The organism is Aeromicrobium sp. SORGH_AS_0981, from assembly GCF_031453195.1.
In the GTDB taxonomy this organism is placed as follows: domain Bacteria; phylum Actinomycetota; class Actinomycetes; order Propionibacteriales; family Nocardioidaceae; genus Aeromicrobium.
On record NZ_JAVIZD010000001.1, the window covers coordinates 437,094 to 452,339 of the forward strand.

Below are 15,246 nucleotides of genomic sequence, written 5' to 3' on the forward strand. Positions count from 1 at the left end.
GTCAGGTCGGCGCACCAAAGACCGCTGCGATCGCCGTCGCCCCAGACCAAGGGCGACGCGTCCGCGGAAGGACGACTCAGACCAACACCGCCGCGCCCAGCCACCGGCACGCGACCAGGGCGAGCTCGAGGTCGAACCGGTCGTCCTCGATCGGCCGACCGCGCAGCTCCACCGCCTTGTCGACCCGGTACTTCACCGTGTTCTTGTGCAGGTGCACCTTCTCCGCCGTCGCGACGAAGCTGCGGTTCTCGCGCAGGAAGACCGTCAGCGTCTCGCGCAGCCGCGCCGCCGTGTCGTCGTCGCGCGCCAGGTCGCCGAGCATCGAGGCCACGAGGTCGCGGGCGACCGGAAGGTCACCGGCGAGGACGGCCGCAGCCCGCACGCCGGCGTCGTCGTACGCGGTGACCTGCGCCCGCCCGATCGGCCGCCACGACGGCGACCTGGTGCGCCCGCAGCGCTGCCCGGTGCGTCGACCGGAAGCCCTCCAGCCCTGCCCCGACGGCGCCGACCGCCACCCTCACGTCGTCCCCGACCTCGCGCAGGACGCGGGCCAGCCGGTCGGGGTCCGGCGAGCCACCACCCTGCACCGGCACCCAGGCCCACCCGAGGGAGTGGTCCTGGGGCACGAACAACGGCGCCGCGTCGGAGCCGACCTCGTGGCCGATCGCGGTGACGAGGTGCCCCAGCCGCTGCAACGGTCCCGCCGACGCCGCCGGCTCCTCGACCCAGAGGACGAGCCCGAGGTGACCCTGCCGCAGGCGGTAGCCGAGCACGCGCTCGCCGGCGGCCACGTCGGTCTCCTCCCCCGCCAGCAGCGCCGCGAGCGTCGCGGAACGGATCGTGCTGCGGTTCGCGAGCCAGCGCTCCCGCTCCGTCTCGTACTCCTCGACGACCTGCTCTGACACCCGGTCGATGTACGCGAACGCGGCGTCCTGCAGCAGCTGCAGGGCGGCGAAGCAGACACGCGCGTCGGGCTCGACGGCACCGAGCTCACCGGCCACCCAGTCCAGGACCCGCCGCTGGCCGAGCCGGTACGCGCGCAGCAGGGCGTTCGAGGAGATCTCGCGCTGGGCCAGCCGCCGCGCGTACTCCACCGCAGGACGCGGCGCCTCCACCGCGTCGAGCGCGAGACCGTACTGCGCCCGGTGGAAGAAGACCTTGACGTTGCTCTCCACGCTCGCGTAGAGCAGGTCGAGCATCAGCCGGTCGCCGCGCAGCTCGGGGATCGACTCGGCGAGCTCGACCTGCAGCATCCGCGCGACGTCGTCGAGCTGGGAGCTCGTCGACCCGGCGATGTCGGCCACCCTCGCCGCGGCCCGCTCGGCGACATCGTCAGCCTCGGGTCCCGTCATGCCTCGTCCTCCCTCAGATAGGTCCGAGAGCACAACCGCACTGGACGTGCACCGATGATGCTCACCGGCACGACGGCGATCATCGCTCCCCCGGGACAAAGCGGGCGGGAACTTTCGTGCTCGGAGCACAGTGTTCCACGTCTCACCCGCGCCTAGGGTCGGGGCGTCCCGGCGCCGACCGGGTCAGGACCCACCCCGAGGAGCACGTGCCATGGGATTCATCAACCCGTCCCCGCCGCCGGTCGAGCCGGCCACCTTCGTCCGCCTGCCCCTGCGCGAGCGGGTGCGGATCCTCAGCACGCACTGGGCCGACGACGGCTTCGGCACCCCGCGCGTCCTGCACGTCGTGTACGTCCTGAAGATGCTCGGGCTGTACTTCGGCGTCGGCATCTGGATCGCGTCGGCGACGTCGGGCATCGCGTTCACCGACGTGGGCTCCTGGTACGACAACATCGTCGTCTACCAGAAGCTCGCCGTCTGGCTGATGCTGCTGGAGGTGATCGGCCTCGGCGGCGCCTTCGGCCCGTTGTGCGGCCACTTCCGCCCGATGGTGGGCAACATCAGGTACTGGATCCGTCCCGGCACGATCCGCATGGCGCCGTGGGGCCGGCGCGTGCCGTTCACCGGCGGCGACGAGCGCACCTGGTTCGACGTCGCCCTCTACGTGGGCGTCCTCGCCAGCCTCGTCTACCCGCTCGCCGCCCAGGCCGAGCCCGTCCCGAGCCAGTTCCTCCCCGCAGGCACGGGCGCCCAGGAGCTGGTGCCCCCGCAGTACTTCGTCCCGATCCTCGTGCTCATGCCCCTCATGGGCCTGCGCGACAAGGTCGTCTTCCTCGCCGCACGGTCCGAGCAGTACCTGCCGATCATGCTGTTCTCCGCCCTGTTCGGCACGATCGCCAGCACCGCCGACTTCGTCGACCTCGTCGTGGTGTTCAAGGTGGTCATCTGCGTCGTCTGGATCGGTGCCGGCGTCTCCAAGCTGGGCGCCCACTTCGAGAACGTCATCCCGCCGATGGTGTCCAACAGCCCCGCGATGCCGGGTCGGTGGATCAAGCGACTGCACTACCGCGACGCCCCCCACGACCTGCGGCCCTCGCGCGTCGCCTGGTTCATGGCGCACGTCGGCGGCACCGCGGTCGAGATCATCGTGCCCGTCACGCTGCTGCTGACCACCAACGCCACGGTCGCGCTCGTCGGTGCGCTCGTCATGCTGGCCTTCCACCTCTTCATCACCTCGACCTTCCCGCTCGCGGTGCCCCTGGAGTGGAACGTCTTCTTCGGCTTCATCGCCATCGTCCTGTGGGTCGGGTTCGACCCCGGCACCTACAACATCTGGAGCTTCTCCGAGCCCTGGCTGCTCGTTCCGGTCTTCGCCCTGCTGACGTTCGGCCCGATCCTCGGCAACCTGCGCCCCGACCTCGTCTCCTTCCTGCCGTCGATGCGGCAGTACGCCGGCAACTGGGCCTCGGCGGTGTGGGCCATGAAGCCCGGTGTCGAGGAGCGGCTGAACGAGCTGCCGGGCGTGGAGAACCAGATCGACCAGCTCCAGCGCATGCTCCCGACGCCGTACGAGCGCGACGACGCCGACCTCACCCTGCAGAAGACGATCGCCTGGCGGGCGATGCACAGCCAGGGTCGCGGCCTGTTCTCGCTCCTCTACACGCACCTCGACGACATCGAGAGCCGCACCGTCCGCGAGGGCGAGCTGATGTGCACCACGATCCTCGGCTTCAACTTCGGCGACGGCCACCTGCACGACGCGCGCCTCATCGCCGCGGTGCAGAAGCGGCTCGGCCTCGAGCCCGGCGACCTCGTCGTCATGTGGGTCGAGTCCCAGCCCATCCACCGGCGCACCCAGGAGTACCAGGTGATCGACGCCGCCCTGGGCGTCGTGGAGCGCGGGACGTGGAACGTCGCCGACTGCGTGGCCCAGCAGCCCTGGCTGCCCGACGGACCGGTCCCCGTGCAGGCGACCTGGACGGCCGAGGGCTACGTGCGCCGCCGGACCCTCGGCGTCGCACCCGAGCAGCTCGACGGGTCAAGCGTCTGACCGCGTCCGCTCGGGCCACGCCAGGCCTGCCCCACCACCGCCCCTCTCCCAGGAAGGAAGATCCGTGCACCTCGCCACGCTGCCCGCCACCCGAGCCGAGCAGGCCCCGACCGCACCGTGCCTGACCGACGACGTCCTCGGCACCCTCACCAACGCCGACCTCGCCCGTCGCGTCGACGCCGTCGCCGCCTCGCTGGCCTCGCTCGGCGTGGGCCACGGCGACGTCGTAGCGGTGCGACTCGCCAACCGCACCGACCTGGTCGTCACGCTGTTCGCGGGGTGGCGCCTCGGTGCCGCGGTCACGCCGGTCAACCCGGCCCTCGCCGTCGGGGAGGTCGAGTACCAGGTCGGCGACGCCGGCGCGAAGGTGCTCGTCACCCACGACGGGCTGGCCCTCGAGGGGGTCACCACCGTCGCCCCCGAGGACCTGGTGCCGTCCACGGCGTCGGCGCCGGTGGCCGGGCTCGTGCCCGACCTCGACGACCTGGCCCTGCTCGTCTACACGAGCGGGACGACCGGGCGGCCGAAGGGCGTGGAGCTCACGCACGCCAACCTCGACGCGATGACGGCGACGATGGTGACGTCCATGGCCCTCGACGAACGCGACCACAGCCTGCTCGTCCTGCCGCTGTTCCACGTGAACGGCATCGTCGTCAGCATCCTGTCGCCGCTGCGGGCGGGCGGACAGGCCACCATCGCCGGCCGCTTCGACCCGCGCACGTTCTTCGCGACGCTCGAGGCGGTGCGCCCCACCTACTTCTCGGGCGTCCCGGCGATCTACACGATGCTCGCCAACCTGCCGGCCGAGGTCGAGCCCGACACCAGCTCGCTGCGCTTCGTCGTGTGCGGCGCGGCGCCGATGCCCGCCGCGCTGATCGGCCAGGTCGAGCAGCGCTTCGGCGTGGTGCTCGTCGAGGGCTACGGACTGTCGGAGACCACCTGCGCGTCGACGAGCAACCCGCTCGACGGCGTCCGCAAGCCCGGTACCGTCGGCGTCGCGCTCCCCGGCCAGCGGGTCGCGATCATGGCCGCCGATGGCTCGTTGCTGCCGACCGGCGAGCGCGGCGAGGTCGTCGTCCAGGGACCCACCGTGATGCGCGGCTACCTGAACAAGCCGGATGAGACCGCCAGGACGATCCGGGACGGCTGGCTGCACACCGGCGACGTCGGCATCCTCGACGAGGACGGCTACCTGCGGATCGTCGACCGCGTGAAGGACATGATCATCCGCGGCGGGGAGAACATCTACCCGCAGGAGATCGAGCACGCCATCCACGAACACCCGTCGGTGCTCGAGGCCGCGGTCGTGGGTCGGCCGCACCCGGTGATGGGCGAGGAGCCCGTCGCGTTCGTCGTCCTGAAGGACGGGGCGACGCTCCAGCGGGAGGAGCTGCTCGCGTTCCTGACCGAGCGCATCGCGAAGTTCAAGCTGCCCACCGAGGTCAGCTTCATCGACGAGGTGCCGAAGAACCCGGTCGGCAAGTTCGACAAGCCCCGGCTGCGCAGCACGCTCACCGCCGCGGGCGCCTGATCCGTGCGGGGCGAGGAGGTGACGTCGTGACGCGTGCCGTGGTCGTCGGCAGCGGACCCAACGGGCTGGCTGCGGCACTCGTGCTGGCCGACGCCGGCATGTCCGTGGAGGTGGTCGAGGCCATCGACACCCTCGGCGGAGGGACCCGTTCGGCGGAGCTGACGCTGCCCGGGCTCGTCCACGACGTGTGCGCGGCGATCCACCCGTTGGCGATCGCCACCCGGTTCTCGCAGGCGTTCGACCTCGCCGAGCACGGGCTGTCCTGGGTCGAGCCGGAGGTGCAGTACTCCCACCCGCTCGACGCCGGGCGCGGGGCCGCCGCGTACCGGTCGGTCGAGGAGACGGCCCGCCAGCTGGGTGGGCGCGACGGCCGCACGTGGGCCCGCGTCTTCGGCTCGCTGACCGACCGCTTCGACACGATCGCCGACGAGTTCCTCCAGCCCGTGCTGCACGTGCCGAGACATCCGGCCCACCTCGGACGCTTCGGCCTCTACGCGGGGCAGCCCGCCTCGCTGCTGGCACGGCGGTGGCGTGACGACGAGGCTCGGGCCCTGCTCGCCGGGCTCGCGGCCCACGCGTTCCGGCCGCTCGGGTCGCTCGCGTCGTCGGCGATCGGCGTGGCCCTCGGCACGGCCGCGCACCGCTACGGGTGGGGCGCAGCCGTCGGCGGGTCGGCCGCGATCTCCACGGCGATGGTCGCCGCCGCGAAGCAGCGTGGCGTGCTCTTCGAGACCGGCCGGACGGTCACCGGCCTCGACGAGCTCGGTCCTGCCGACGTCGTCATGCTCGACACCGCCCCCGGCGCGGCGGCCGACATCGTCGGCGACCGGCTCCCCCGGCACGTCGCCCGGGCGTACCGCCGCTACCGCCACGGACCGGGTGCGTTCAAGGTCGACTTCGCCGTCGAGGGCGGCGTGCCGTGGTCGCACGAGCCGAGCCGACGCGCGGGCACCGTCCACGTCGGGGGGACGTTCGAGGAGGTCGCGGCGGCCGAGGCGAGCGTCGCGCGCGGGCAGATGCCGGCGCGGCCGTTCGTGCTGGCCGCACAGCAGTACGTGGCCGACCCGACCCGCTCCGTCGGCGACGTGCACCCGTTCTACACCTACGCGCACGTGCCGGCGGGCTACACCGGCGACGCGACCGAGGCGATCGTCGCGCAGGTCGAGCGCTTCGCGCCCGGGTTCCGCGACCGCATCCGCGCCACGGCCGTCTGCAGCACGACGGAGATGTCGCGGAAGAACGCGAACTACGTCGGCGGCGACATCGTGTCGGGCGCGAACGACCCCCTGCAGCTCGTGTTCCGCCCCCGCGTCACCCTCCACCCGTACGCCACCGGCGTCGACGGCGTCCTCCTCTGCTCGGCTGCGACACCCCCGGGCGCCGGTGCGCACGGGATGTCGGGCTACTGGGCGGCGCAGGCGGCGCTGCGGTCGGTCGCACGAGGCTGACGAGGGTCTGACGACTCCAGCGCCCGTGACCGTCCCGACGGAGCAGGGGATGGACGTCGACGACGAGGTCGCCCGCCGCACCGCCCGCTGAGCCGTTGCCGGGTGGTCTCGATACGCAGGGACCTCACAAGCTCGTCCCTGCTACTCGACCAGCGGCATCCTCCGCTGGTCGAGTGCCTCCACGAGCGCCAGCGAGGGGAGGCGTATCGAGACCACTCTGGGCTCTCGCTGGGGGTTGGCTCGCGCTGGACCGCTGCCGGATGGTCTCGATACGCAGTGACCTCGCAAGCTCGTCCCTGCTACTCGACCAGCGGAAGGTCCCGCTCTCGTGGCGGGTGGCCGGCGTCAGGCGGTCACCAGCACGTCGTCGGTGAGGTGGTCGGGGGTGCCGAAGCGGTGGGCGGTGATGCTGACGGCCTGCTCGAGGACGTACGGCAGCCGCTCGACGCGGCCTGACTCGACGACGGGGTGGTCGAAGACGGCCACGTCGGGCCGACCGTCGAGCGCCTGGGCGACGACGGAGGCCGGCGCGCCGACGAGGCGGATGCGCTGGTGCCCGGCGTTCGGCAGACCCGCGGCCCACGCGGCGTCGTCCTCCACCACGACCTCGACACCGACGGACGCGAGCGCCGGCAGGTCGACCGCGGACGACACGGTGAGGTCGGCGTCGGCGGCCAGGGCCGCCGCGACCGTGCGCAGCAGGTCGGCCGGGTCCCCCGCCTCGGCCAGCCGCACGTGCACCGTGGCCGGCAGGTAGCGGAACACGTTGCGCTCGGCCATCAGCGCCGACACGTCGGACGCGGCGAACACGTCGCGCGACGCCGCGGCGTCGCTGCGCAGCGCGCGCTCCAGACGAGCGTCGCCGCCCGCCGTCTCGAGCAGCCGACGCCCGGGGGACAGCGGCTCGGCGTCCGCGTGCGCCACGGCCGACGTCCAGCTGCCGAGGCCCACGAGGTAGTTCGGCCCGCCCGCCTTGTGGCCGGCGCCGACGGCCGACTTCTTCCAGCCGCCGAACGGCTGGCGTCGCACGATCGCACCCGTGATGCCGCGGTTGACGTACAGGTTGCCCGCGTGGACGCCGTCGAGCCAGCGTCCGATCTCGTCGGGGTCGAGGGAGTGCAGGCCCGCGGTCAGCCCGTAGTCGACCTGGTTCTGGATCTCGACGGCCTCCTCCAGGGTCGCCGCCGTCATCACGCCGAGCACCGGGCCGAAGAACTCCACCAGGTGGGTGGTCGACCCGCGCCGGACCCCGGTGCGGATGCCGGGGGTCCACTGCCGTCCGGCCGCGTCGAGGGCACGCGGCTCGACGAGCCACTCCTCGCCGGGGTCGAGGGTCGTGAGCGCCGTCAGGAGCTTGCCGTGCGCCGGCTCGACCAGCGGCCCCACCTGTGACGTCGGGTCGTCCGGGAGCCCCACGACCAGCGACGTCACGGCGTCGACGAGCTGGGCGCGGAAGCGCTCCGACGTCGCCACGCTGCCGACGAGGATCACGAGCGAGGCGGCCGAGCACTTCTGTCCGGCGTGGGCGAACGCCCGAGTGCGCGACGTCGCGCGCCGCGAGGTCGAGGTCGGCGCTCGGGGTGACGACGATGGCGTTCTTCCCGCTCGTCTCGGCGAGCAGCGGCAGGTCGGGACGGAACGAGCGGAACAGCGCCGCCGTCTCGTAGGCGCCGGTCAGGACCAGCCGGTCCACGCGCGGGTCCGACACCAGCCGGCGCCCGACCTCGTCCTCCGGCACGTGCACGAGGTGCAGGACGTCGCGCGGGACGCCCGCCTCCCACAGCGCCTCGACCATGACCGAGCCGCAGCGCGCCGCCTGCGGCGCGGGCTTGACGACCACGGCCGACCCCGCCGCGAGTGCGGCGAGCGTCGACCCCGCGGGGATCGCGACGGGGAAGTTCCAGGGCGGGGTCACGACCGTCAGCGCCGACGGGACGAACGTCGCCCCGTCGACGGTGTCGAGCTCACGGGCCAGCTGCGCGTAGTAGCGGGCGAAGTCGATCGCCTCCGACACCTCGGGGTCGGACTGGTCGAGCGTCTTGCCCGTCTCGGCGGCCATCACCTCCATCAGCTCACCGCGTCGCTCCTCGAGCCGGTGGGCGACGCGCTCCAGCACCTCGGCACGCTCGGCGCCCGAGCGCTGTCCCCACGCCACGCCACTCGTCCGGGCGGTCCCGAGGATCGTGTCGAGGGTGGCGACGTCGACGACGCGGTGCGCCTCCACCGTGTCGACCCCGAGGCTCGAGGTCGGCACCCGCTGCAGGATCGCCTCGGCCCAGCGCCGGTTCGCGGGCAGCGCAGGGTCGGTGTCGGGAGCGTTGGCGAACCCGGCGTCCGTCGGCGGGACCGGCGGGAGGTTGCGGTCCTGGGTGCGACGCGGTGTCGGGACCTCGTCGTCGACGTCGGCGAGCGACGCCAGGAAGCGCTGTCGCTCCCGCTCGAACAGCGTCTCGTCGTCGTGCAGCGCGAAGATCGCGGACATGAAGTTGTCGTGGCTCGCGCCCTCCTCCAGCCGACGGATCAGGTAGGCGATCGCGACGTCGAACTCCCGCGGGTGGACGACGGGCGTGTAGAGCAGCAGGCCGCCGACGTCGCGCCGCACGACCTCGGCCTGCTGCTGCGCCATCCCGAGCAGCATCTCCAGCTCCATGCCCTCGCGCGCCCCGCGCTCGCCGGCGAGCAGCCAGGCGTGCGCCACGTCGAACAGGTTGTGCCCGGCGACGCCGATGCGGACGTTCTCGACCCGCTCGGGACGGAGGGCGTAGTCGAGCACCCGCTTGTAGTGCGTGTCGGACTCCTGCTTCGTGGTCCACGTGGCCAGCGGCCAGTCGTGCAGCGAGGCCTCGACCCGCTCCATCGGCAGGTTCGCGCCCTTGACCAGCCGGACCTTCACGGCCGCGCCACCGCGCGCCCGTCGCGCCGCGGCCCACTCCTGCAGCCGGATCATCGCGGCCAGCGCGTCGGGGAGGTAGGCCTGGAGGACGATGCCCGCCTCGAGGTCGAGCAGGTGTGGCTGGTCGAGGATCCGCATGAAGACCGCCATGGTGAGGTCGAGGTCGCGGTACTCCTCCATGTCGAGGTTGATGAACTTGGGCGTCGGCGCTGCGGCGGCCCGCTCGAACAGCGGCTGCAGCGCGCGGCTGACGTGGTCGACGGCGTCGTCGAACGCCCACGCCGAGTGCGGGGCCACGGTCGAGGAGACCTTGATCGACACGTAGTCGACGTCGTCGCGCGCGAGCAGCGCGTGGGTGCCGGCGAGGCGGCGGTCCGCCTCGCGCGAGCCGAGGACGGCCTCGCCCAGCAGGTTGACGTTCAGGCGCACGCCCCGGCGGCGGAGTCGGGCGATGCTGCGGCCCAGGCGCCGGTCGGTGGCGTCGACGATCAGGTGCCCCACCATCCCTCGCAGCGCACGGCGGACGACGGGGATCACGAGCGTCGGCGCGACGCGGGCCACCAGCGCCCCGAGCCTCATCGCCGCCCGCAGGTGCAGCGGCACGAAGCGCGGCACGTCGGCGGCGAGCGCGACGAAGTGGCGGGCGGCCACGTGCGGGTCCTCCGGTCGGATCACGCCGTCGACGAAGCCGACCGTGAACGGCAGGCCGGCCGGGTCGTCGAGGACCGCTGCCAGCCGGCTCGCGGCCTTGTCCACGGGCACCTCCGCCGCCTCGGACAGCCAGCGGCGGACGAGGGCGACGGTCTCGTCGGCGAGGTGGTCGTGGCGCGGGAGCGTCTCGGGCGTGGTCGTCATGCGACGAGTCTGGACCGGCCGACCGGTAAGATAAAGCGATCTTTTCTGAACGGTACTCGTCTGCTCAACCGAACAATCAGGAGCGCCCGTGCTCGACGTCCGCCGTCTGCGACTCCTGCTCGAGCTCGACGCGCGTGGCACGCTCGCGGCCGTCGCCGAGGCACTGCACCAGAGCCCGTCGTCGGTGTCGCAGCAGCTCTCGCAGCTCGAGCGGGAGGTGGGCGTCGAGCTGCTGCGCAAGGTCGGTCGCGGGGTGCAGCTCACCCCGCAGGCGGCGATCCTGGTCGGGCACGCCGAGGCGGTGGTCCGTCGTCTGGAGCAGGCGGAGACCGACCTCGCCGCGTCGTTGAGCGAGGCCACGGGCACCGTGCGCCTCGCGATGTTCCAGTCGGCGGCCCTCGCGCTGCTGCCCGCGACCCTCGAGCGCCTCGCCCGCGACCACCCGCGCCTGCGCGTCACGGTCACGCAGCGCGAGCCCGAGACCGCGCTGCGGGAGACCTGGACGCGCGACTTCGACCTCGTCGTCGCCGAGCAGTACGCGCACCACTCGACCCCTCACCTGCCGGGCCTGGACCGCGTCGACCTCGTGACCGACGAGGTCAGGCTCGCCGTGCCCGCCGACGACACCGCCACCGCGTCGATCCGCGACGTCGCCGACCGCGCGTGGGTCATGGAGCCCGACGACGTCGCGTCGCGCCACTTCGCCGAGCAGGTGTGCCGCTCGGCCGGGTTCGAGCCGGACGTGCGCTACGAGACCGCCGACCTGCAGGCGCAGGTGCGACTCGTCGAGACCGGGCACGCCGTCGCGCTCCTGCCGGGCCTGCTGTGGAGCGGCGTACGACCCGGCGTCCGCCTGGTCGACCTGCCCGACGCCCCCCGACGCACGGTCTTCACGGCCGCGCGCGCGAGCACGGTCGAGCGTCCGGGCATCGCCGCGTGTCGCGCCGCCCTGGCCCACGCCGCGACCAGCGCCCGCCGGCCCTGACGCGTTCCATCCCCACGATGCGGAACACCATCGCCCGTCTGCGGGGCCGAGAAGGGCGATGACGTTCCGAATCGTGGGGAGGAGCGACGGGAGGGCTAGGGGCGCAGCATGACCTTGATCGCCGTGCGCTCGTCCATGAGGCGGTAACCCTCGGCCGCGTCGTCGAGCGGGAGCTGGACGTCGAAGACCCGGCCCGGCTCGATGGCGCCGGAGAGCACCTCGGGCAGCAGCTCGTCCATGTAGTCGCGCACGGTGGCCATGCCGCCGCGCACCCCCACGTTGGTCCCGAACATCGTCCGGACCGACACCTCGCCGCCGGTCACCGGGACGCCGACGAAGCCGACGTTGCCGCCCGGCCGGACGGTGCGCATCGACTGCTGCATGGCCTCGACCGACCCCACGCACTCGAGCGCGACGTCGGGTCCGATCCCGTCGAACAGGTCCTTGACGCGCGCGATGCCCTCCTCGCCCCGCTCGGCCACGACGTCGGTGGCACCGAGGTCGACGGCGAGCGCCTGACGGTCGGCGTGCCGCGACATCGCCACGATGCGCTCGGCGCCGAGCCGCCGCGCGGCGATCACCGCGCACAGGCCGACGGCGCCGTCACCGACGACGACCACGGTCGAGCCCGGCCGCACGCCGCCGGAGACCGCGGCGTGGTGCCCGGTCCCCATGACGTCGGAGAGCGCCAGCAGCCCCGGCAGGAGGTCCTCTCCGGTGGAGCCGGGCGGCACGACGCACAGGGTCCCGTCGGCCAGCGGCACCCGGACGTGCTCGGTCTGGGTCCCTCCCGAGCCGCCCTCGCCGGCGATGTCGGCGCCCCACAGACCTCCGTGCAGGCAGTGTGCGCTGAACCCGGCTCGGCACACGGCGCACGTGCCGTCGGCGACGTAGAACGGCGCGACGACGAAGTCACCCGGTCGCACCGTCCGCACGGCGTGGCCCACCTCCTCGACGACGCCGACGAACTCGTGCCCCATGCCGCGGTCGTGCGCCGGCGCCCGGAACCCGCGGTAGGTCCACAGGTCGGAGCCGCAGACGCAGGCGGCGACGACCCGCACGATCGCGTCGCGCCCCGACGCCTCGGGCCCGCGCAGCAGCGACGGGGGCGGCGCCTCCTGCAGGCGCACGTCGCGCTCGCCGTGGACGTGGACGGTCTTCATGCGGGCTCTCCTGGGTGGCGGCGGGACGGGGCGGGTGACGACGTCAGAGCATCGTGGCCAGGAACGTCTGCGTCTCCGGGGCACGAGGGGCGTCGATGACCTGCGACGGCGGTCCGTCCTCGACCACGACGCCGTCGGCCATGAACACGACCCGGTCCGCGACGTTGCGCGCGAAGGCGACCTCGTGCGTCACGACGATCATCGTCATGCCGGTGGCGGCGAGCCGCTTCATGGCCTCCAGCACCTCGCCGACCAGCTCGGGGTCGAGCGCCGACGTCGGCTCGTCGAAGAGCATGACGGTGGGCTGCATCATGAGCGCCCGTGCGATGGCGACGCGCTGCTGCTGCCCGCCGGACAGGGTGCCGGGGTACGCGTCGGCCTTGGCCTCCAGGCCGACGTCCTTGAGCAGGGCCTGCGCCTCGACGACGAGCTCCGCCCGGCGTCGTCCCTGCACCTTGCGCGGCGCCTCCACCAGGTTCTCCATGACCGTGAGGTGCGGGAACAGGTTGAAGGACTGGAACACCATGCCGACCGCCTGGCGCTGCCGGGCCGCCTCGCTCGGACGCAGCTCGTGGAGCGTGTCGCCCTTGCAGCGGTAGCCCATGACGAAGCCGTCGACCACGACGGCACCGGAGTCGGGCCGCTCGAGGTGGTTGATGCAGCGCAGGAGCGTGCTCTTGCCCGAGCCGGAGCGGCCCAGGATGCACACGACCTGGCCGCGCTCGACCTCGAGGTCGACGCCCTTGAGGACCTCGAGACCCCCGAAGCTCTTCCGTAGGCCGACGATGCGGACGACCGCCTCGTCCCGGCTGGACTCGTCCCGGCTGGGCTCACCCTGCCCCGTCTCGTGACGACCCTGCTCGCGCTCGGTCTCCATGGCCTCGGCTCCTGTCTGCTGGGTCGCGTCGACACTGATGCTCATCGGGTGCCTCCCTGGGTCGTGCCGGCGATCCTGCGGCGCAGGGACCCCGGCGTCCGCGGTGCGGGAGCGCCGGGCGTGCCGCGGCCGTAGTGCCGCTCGACGCGACGCTGGGCGACGGTGAGGATGCTCGTGCAGAGCAGGTACCAGAACGAGACGACGATCAGCAACGGGATCGTCTCGAAGTTCTGGGAGTAGATCAGCTGCGCGGAGTAGAGCAGGTCGGGCAGCGCGATGATGCTGACCAGCGAGCTGTACTTGAGCATGCCGATCACCTGGTTGCCCGTCGGCGGGATGATGACCCGCAGCGCCTGCGGCAGGACGATCCGGCGGAACAGCATCAGCGGGCTCATGCCCAGTGCCTGCGCCGCCTCGGTCTGGTGCTTCGGCACCGCGAGCAGGCCGCCGCGGATGATCTCGGCCATGTAGGCGGCCTCGTTGAGGGTGAGGCCGAGCAGGGCGACGAACCAGACGGTCAGCACCTCGTTCGTGCTCGCCCCCACGATCTCCGGGCCGCCGAACGGGACCGAGAGGCTCAGCCGCGGGTACAGCGCCGCGAAGTTGAACCAGAAGATGAGCTGGATCAGCAGCGGTGTGCCACGGAAGAACCAGAGGTAGACGCCGGCGACCGTCGACAGGACCGGGTTGCGGGAGATCCGGCAGGTGGCCAGGACGACGCCCAGCACGAGCCCCATCGACATGGCGCTGACCGTGAGGATCAGCGTGGAGCGCAGACCGGCCATGATCTGCGGGTCGAAGAGGTAGAACCAGACCCGGCCCCACTGGAAGTTCTCGTTCGTCGCCATCGAGTACAGGACCGCGAGCGCCACGAGGCCGACCAGGACGGCCGAGGCGAGACGCACGGGGTGCTTGAGCTGCACGACGCTCGTGGGCGGCAGCTGGTCGGCGGCGAGCCGCTCGTGGGCGTGACGCCCACGAGCGGCTCCCGTGGGGGCGGCGACGCTCACTTGGTGGTCGTCTTCGCGCCGTCGACCACGGTGGAGTAGACGTCGGCCTTCTCCACCAGGCCCTTGTCACCGTCCTTGAAGTACTTGGCGGTGATCTTCTTGTACTCGCCGTTCTCGATGAGGTGGTCGACCGCGGCCGAGAAGGCCTGGGTCATCTTGGCGGCGTCGTCGTTGTTCGGGAACGCGAACCCGGTGGGCAGCACCGGGACGAAGGGCACCTCGAGCGTCTTGAACTTGTCGGGCGACTGCTCGAGCAGCAGGCCGGCCGTGCCCTCGTCGGTGAGGTTGGCGTCGACCCGGCCCTGCGCGACGGCGAGGTTGACGGTGGCCTGGTCCTGGAAGGTCTTGATCGTCAGGTCCTTGCCGGCCGCCTCGCACTCCTCCTTGGCCGTGGTCATGAACCCGGCCTCCTGGGAGCCGAGGAGCACGCCCACCGTCATGCCGCAGGCGTCGAGGTTGCTCTCGATCGTGTCGGGCAGGTCGCTGTCCTTCGGGACCACGAAGAGGTCACGCGTCGTGTGGTTCAGCACGAACGACACGCTCTTGAGGCGGTCGTCGTTGATGCCGATGTCGCCGACGGCGACGTCGTAGCGGTCGGCCTGCAGGCCCGTGATGATGCCGTCGAAGGGGATCATGACGTAGTTCGGCTTGAGGCCGAGGACGCCGGAGACGGCGGTCATCAGGTCGGCGTCCCAGCCGGTGGGCGCGTTCGCGCCGCCGGTCGGGGCGATGACGGCGGGTGCGTAGGCCGCGGCCGCGATCTTCAGCGAGCCGGCGTCGGCGACCGACGACGGCAGCAGGTCGGCGATCTCCTGGACCTTCTCGGTGCCACCACCGGCGGCCGCCGCGGTCGAGCTCTCGGAGCCACCACCGCAGGCGGCGGTGGCCGAGAGGAGGGCGACCGCGAGAGCGGCGCCGAGGAGGCGGCTGCGGCGCAGCGACGTTCGGTTCATGACATTGGCTCCTTGAGAGGGACGGCCCCGAGCGACCCGTCAACCGGGTCGCCGTACTGTTGAAGTGTGGGACAGTTCTAACGCACTCCTCGGGTCACTGACAACCGTTCGGGAGAATTGGCGCGAGTC

10 protein-coding genes and 1 pseudogene are annotated in these 15,246 nt (G+C 72.4%); 4 read left to right on the forward strand and 7 right to left on the reverse strand.

The window, feature by feature from the left end; all coding sequences use genetic code 11:
* Positions 1-76: 76 nt before the first annotated feature.
* Both QE370_RS02425 and QE370_RS02430 read right to left on the reverse strand, forming a co-directional pair.
* On the reverse strand, positions 77-382 hold the full coding sequence (locus QE370_RS02425; RefSeq protein WP_309633291.1) for a helix-turn-helix domain-containing protein: 306 nt from the start codon (positions 380-382) through the stop codon (positions 77-79).
* The gene (locus tag QE370_RS02430) at positions 354-1,352 is read right to left on the reverse strand and encodes a hypothetical protein (protein WP_309633292.1); all 999 of its coding nucleotides are present in this window, start codon (positions 1,350-1,352) and stop codon (positions 354-356) included. Before QE370_RS02430 ends, QE370_RS02425 begins: the two co-directional genes overlap by 29 nt.
* 211 nt (positions 1,353-1,563) lie before the next feature.
* Between QE370_RS02430 and QE370_RS02435 the strand changes: the two genes are divergently transcribed.
* From QE370_RS02435 to QE370_RS02445, 3 genes are all read left to right on the forward strand, one after another.
* Positions 1,564-3,402 carry a DUF3556 domain-containing protein gene (locus tag QE370_RS02435; protein WP_309633293.1) on the forward strand — a complete coding sequence of 613 codons (1,839 nt, stop codon included), beginning with the start codon at positions 1,564-1,566 and terminating at the stop codon, positions 3,400-3,402.
* Between the two features lie 64 nt (positions 3,403-3,466).
* Positions 3,467-4,933 (forward strand): AMP-binding protein, encoded by a 1,467-nt coding sequence (locus QE370_RS02440; RefSeq protein ID WP_309633294.1) that lies wholly within the window; start codon positions 3,467-3,469, stop codon positions 4,931-4,933.
* A gap of 26 nt (positions 4,934-4,959) precedes the next feature.
* Positions 4,960-6,381 (forward strand): NAD(P)/FAD-dependent oxidoreductase, encoded by a 1,422-nt coding sequence (locus QE370_RS02445; RefSeq protein ID WP_309633295.1) that lies wholly within the window; start codon positions 4,960-4,962, stop codon positions 6,379-6,381.
* Between the two features lie 345 nt (positions 6,382-6,726).
* Here the strand turns inward: QE370_RS02445 and QE370_RS18125 are convergent.
* Positions 6,727-10,129 (reverse strand): annotated as a pseudogene (locus tag QE370_RS18125) (proline dehydrogenase family protein).
* A gap of 88 nt (positions 10,130-10,217) precedes the next feature.
* Between QE370_RS18125 and QE370_RS02460 the strand changes: the two are divergent.
* Complete coding sequence (locus QE370_RS02460) at positions 10,218-11,114, forward strand: LysR family transcriptional regulator (RefSeq protein WP_309633297.1); 897 nt, start codon at positions 10,218-10,220, stop codon at positions 11,112-11,114.
* 95 nt (positions 11,115-11,209) lie between these two features.
* On the opposite strand, the gene QE370_RS02465 is transcribed toward QE370_RS02460, so the two are convergent.
* The 4 genes from QE370_RS02465 to QE370_RS02480 are packed head-to-tail and all read right to left on the reverse strand — an operon-like array spanning position 11,210 to position 15,117.
* Positions 11,210-12,277, reverse strand: coding sequence for a zinc-binding dehydrogenase (locus tag QE370_RS02465; RefSeq protein ID WP_309633298.1), 1,068 nt, complete (start codon positions 12,275-12,277; stop codon positions 11,210-11,212).
* A 43-nt stretch (positions 12,278-12,320) separates the two neighbouring features.
* On the reverse strand, positions 12,321-13,199 hold the full coding sequence (locus tag QE370_RS02470; RefSeq protein WP_309633299.1) for an amino acid ABC transporter ATP-binding protein: 879 nt from the start codon (positions 13,197-13,199) through the stop codon (positions 12,321-12,323).
* Positions 13,196-14,164 (reverse strand): amino acid ABC transporter permease, encoded by a 969-nt coding sequence (locus tag QE370_RS02475; RefSeq protein ID WP_253026436.1) that lies wholly within the window; start codon positions 14,162-14,164, stop codon positions 13,196-13,198. The genes QE370_RS02470 and QE370_RS02475 overlap by 4 nt, the downstream gene beginning before the upstream one ends.
* A complete protein-coding gene (locus QE370_RS02480; protein WP_253026433.1) occupies positions 14,161-15,117 on the reverse strand; it encodes a transporter substrate-binding domain-containing protein in 957 nt (318 codons plus the stop codon). The genes QE370_RS02475 and QE370_RS02480 overlap by 4 nt, the downstream gene beginning before the upstream one ends.
* Positions 15,118-15,246 lie beyond the last annotated feature (129 nt).

What these genes read in the sequence shown, in the direction of transcription:
- QE370_RS02435 (WP_309633293.1), top strand. Translation starts at nt 1,564, where the DNA reads ATGGGATTCATCAACCCGTCCCCGCCGCCGGTCGAGCCGGCCACCTTC.
- QE370_RS02430 (WP_309633292.1), bottom strand. Translation starts at nt 1,352, where the DNA reads ATGACGGGACCCGAGGCTGACGATGTCGCCGAGCGGGCCGCGGCGAGG.
- QE370_RS02470 (WP_309633299.1), bottom strand. Translation starts at nt 13,199, where the DNA reads ATGAGCATCAGTGTCGACGCGACCCAGCAGACAGGAGCCGAGGCCATG.
- QE370_RS02480 (WP_253026433.1), bottom strand. Translation starts at nt 15,117, where the DNA reads ATGAACCGAACGTCGCTGCGCCGCAGCCGCCTCCTCGGCGCCGCTCTC.
- QE370_RS02465 (WP_309633298.1), bottom strand. Translation starts at nt 12,277, where the DNA reads ATGAAGACCGTCCACGTCCACGGCGAGCGCGACGTGCGCCTGCAGGAG.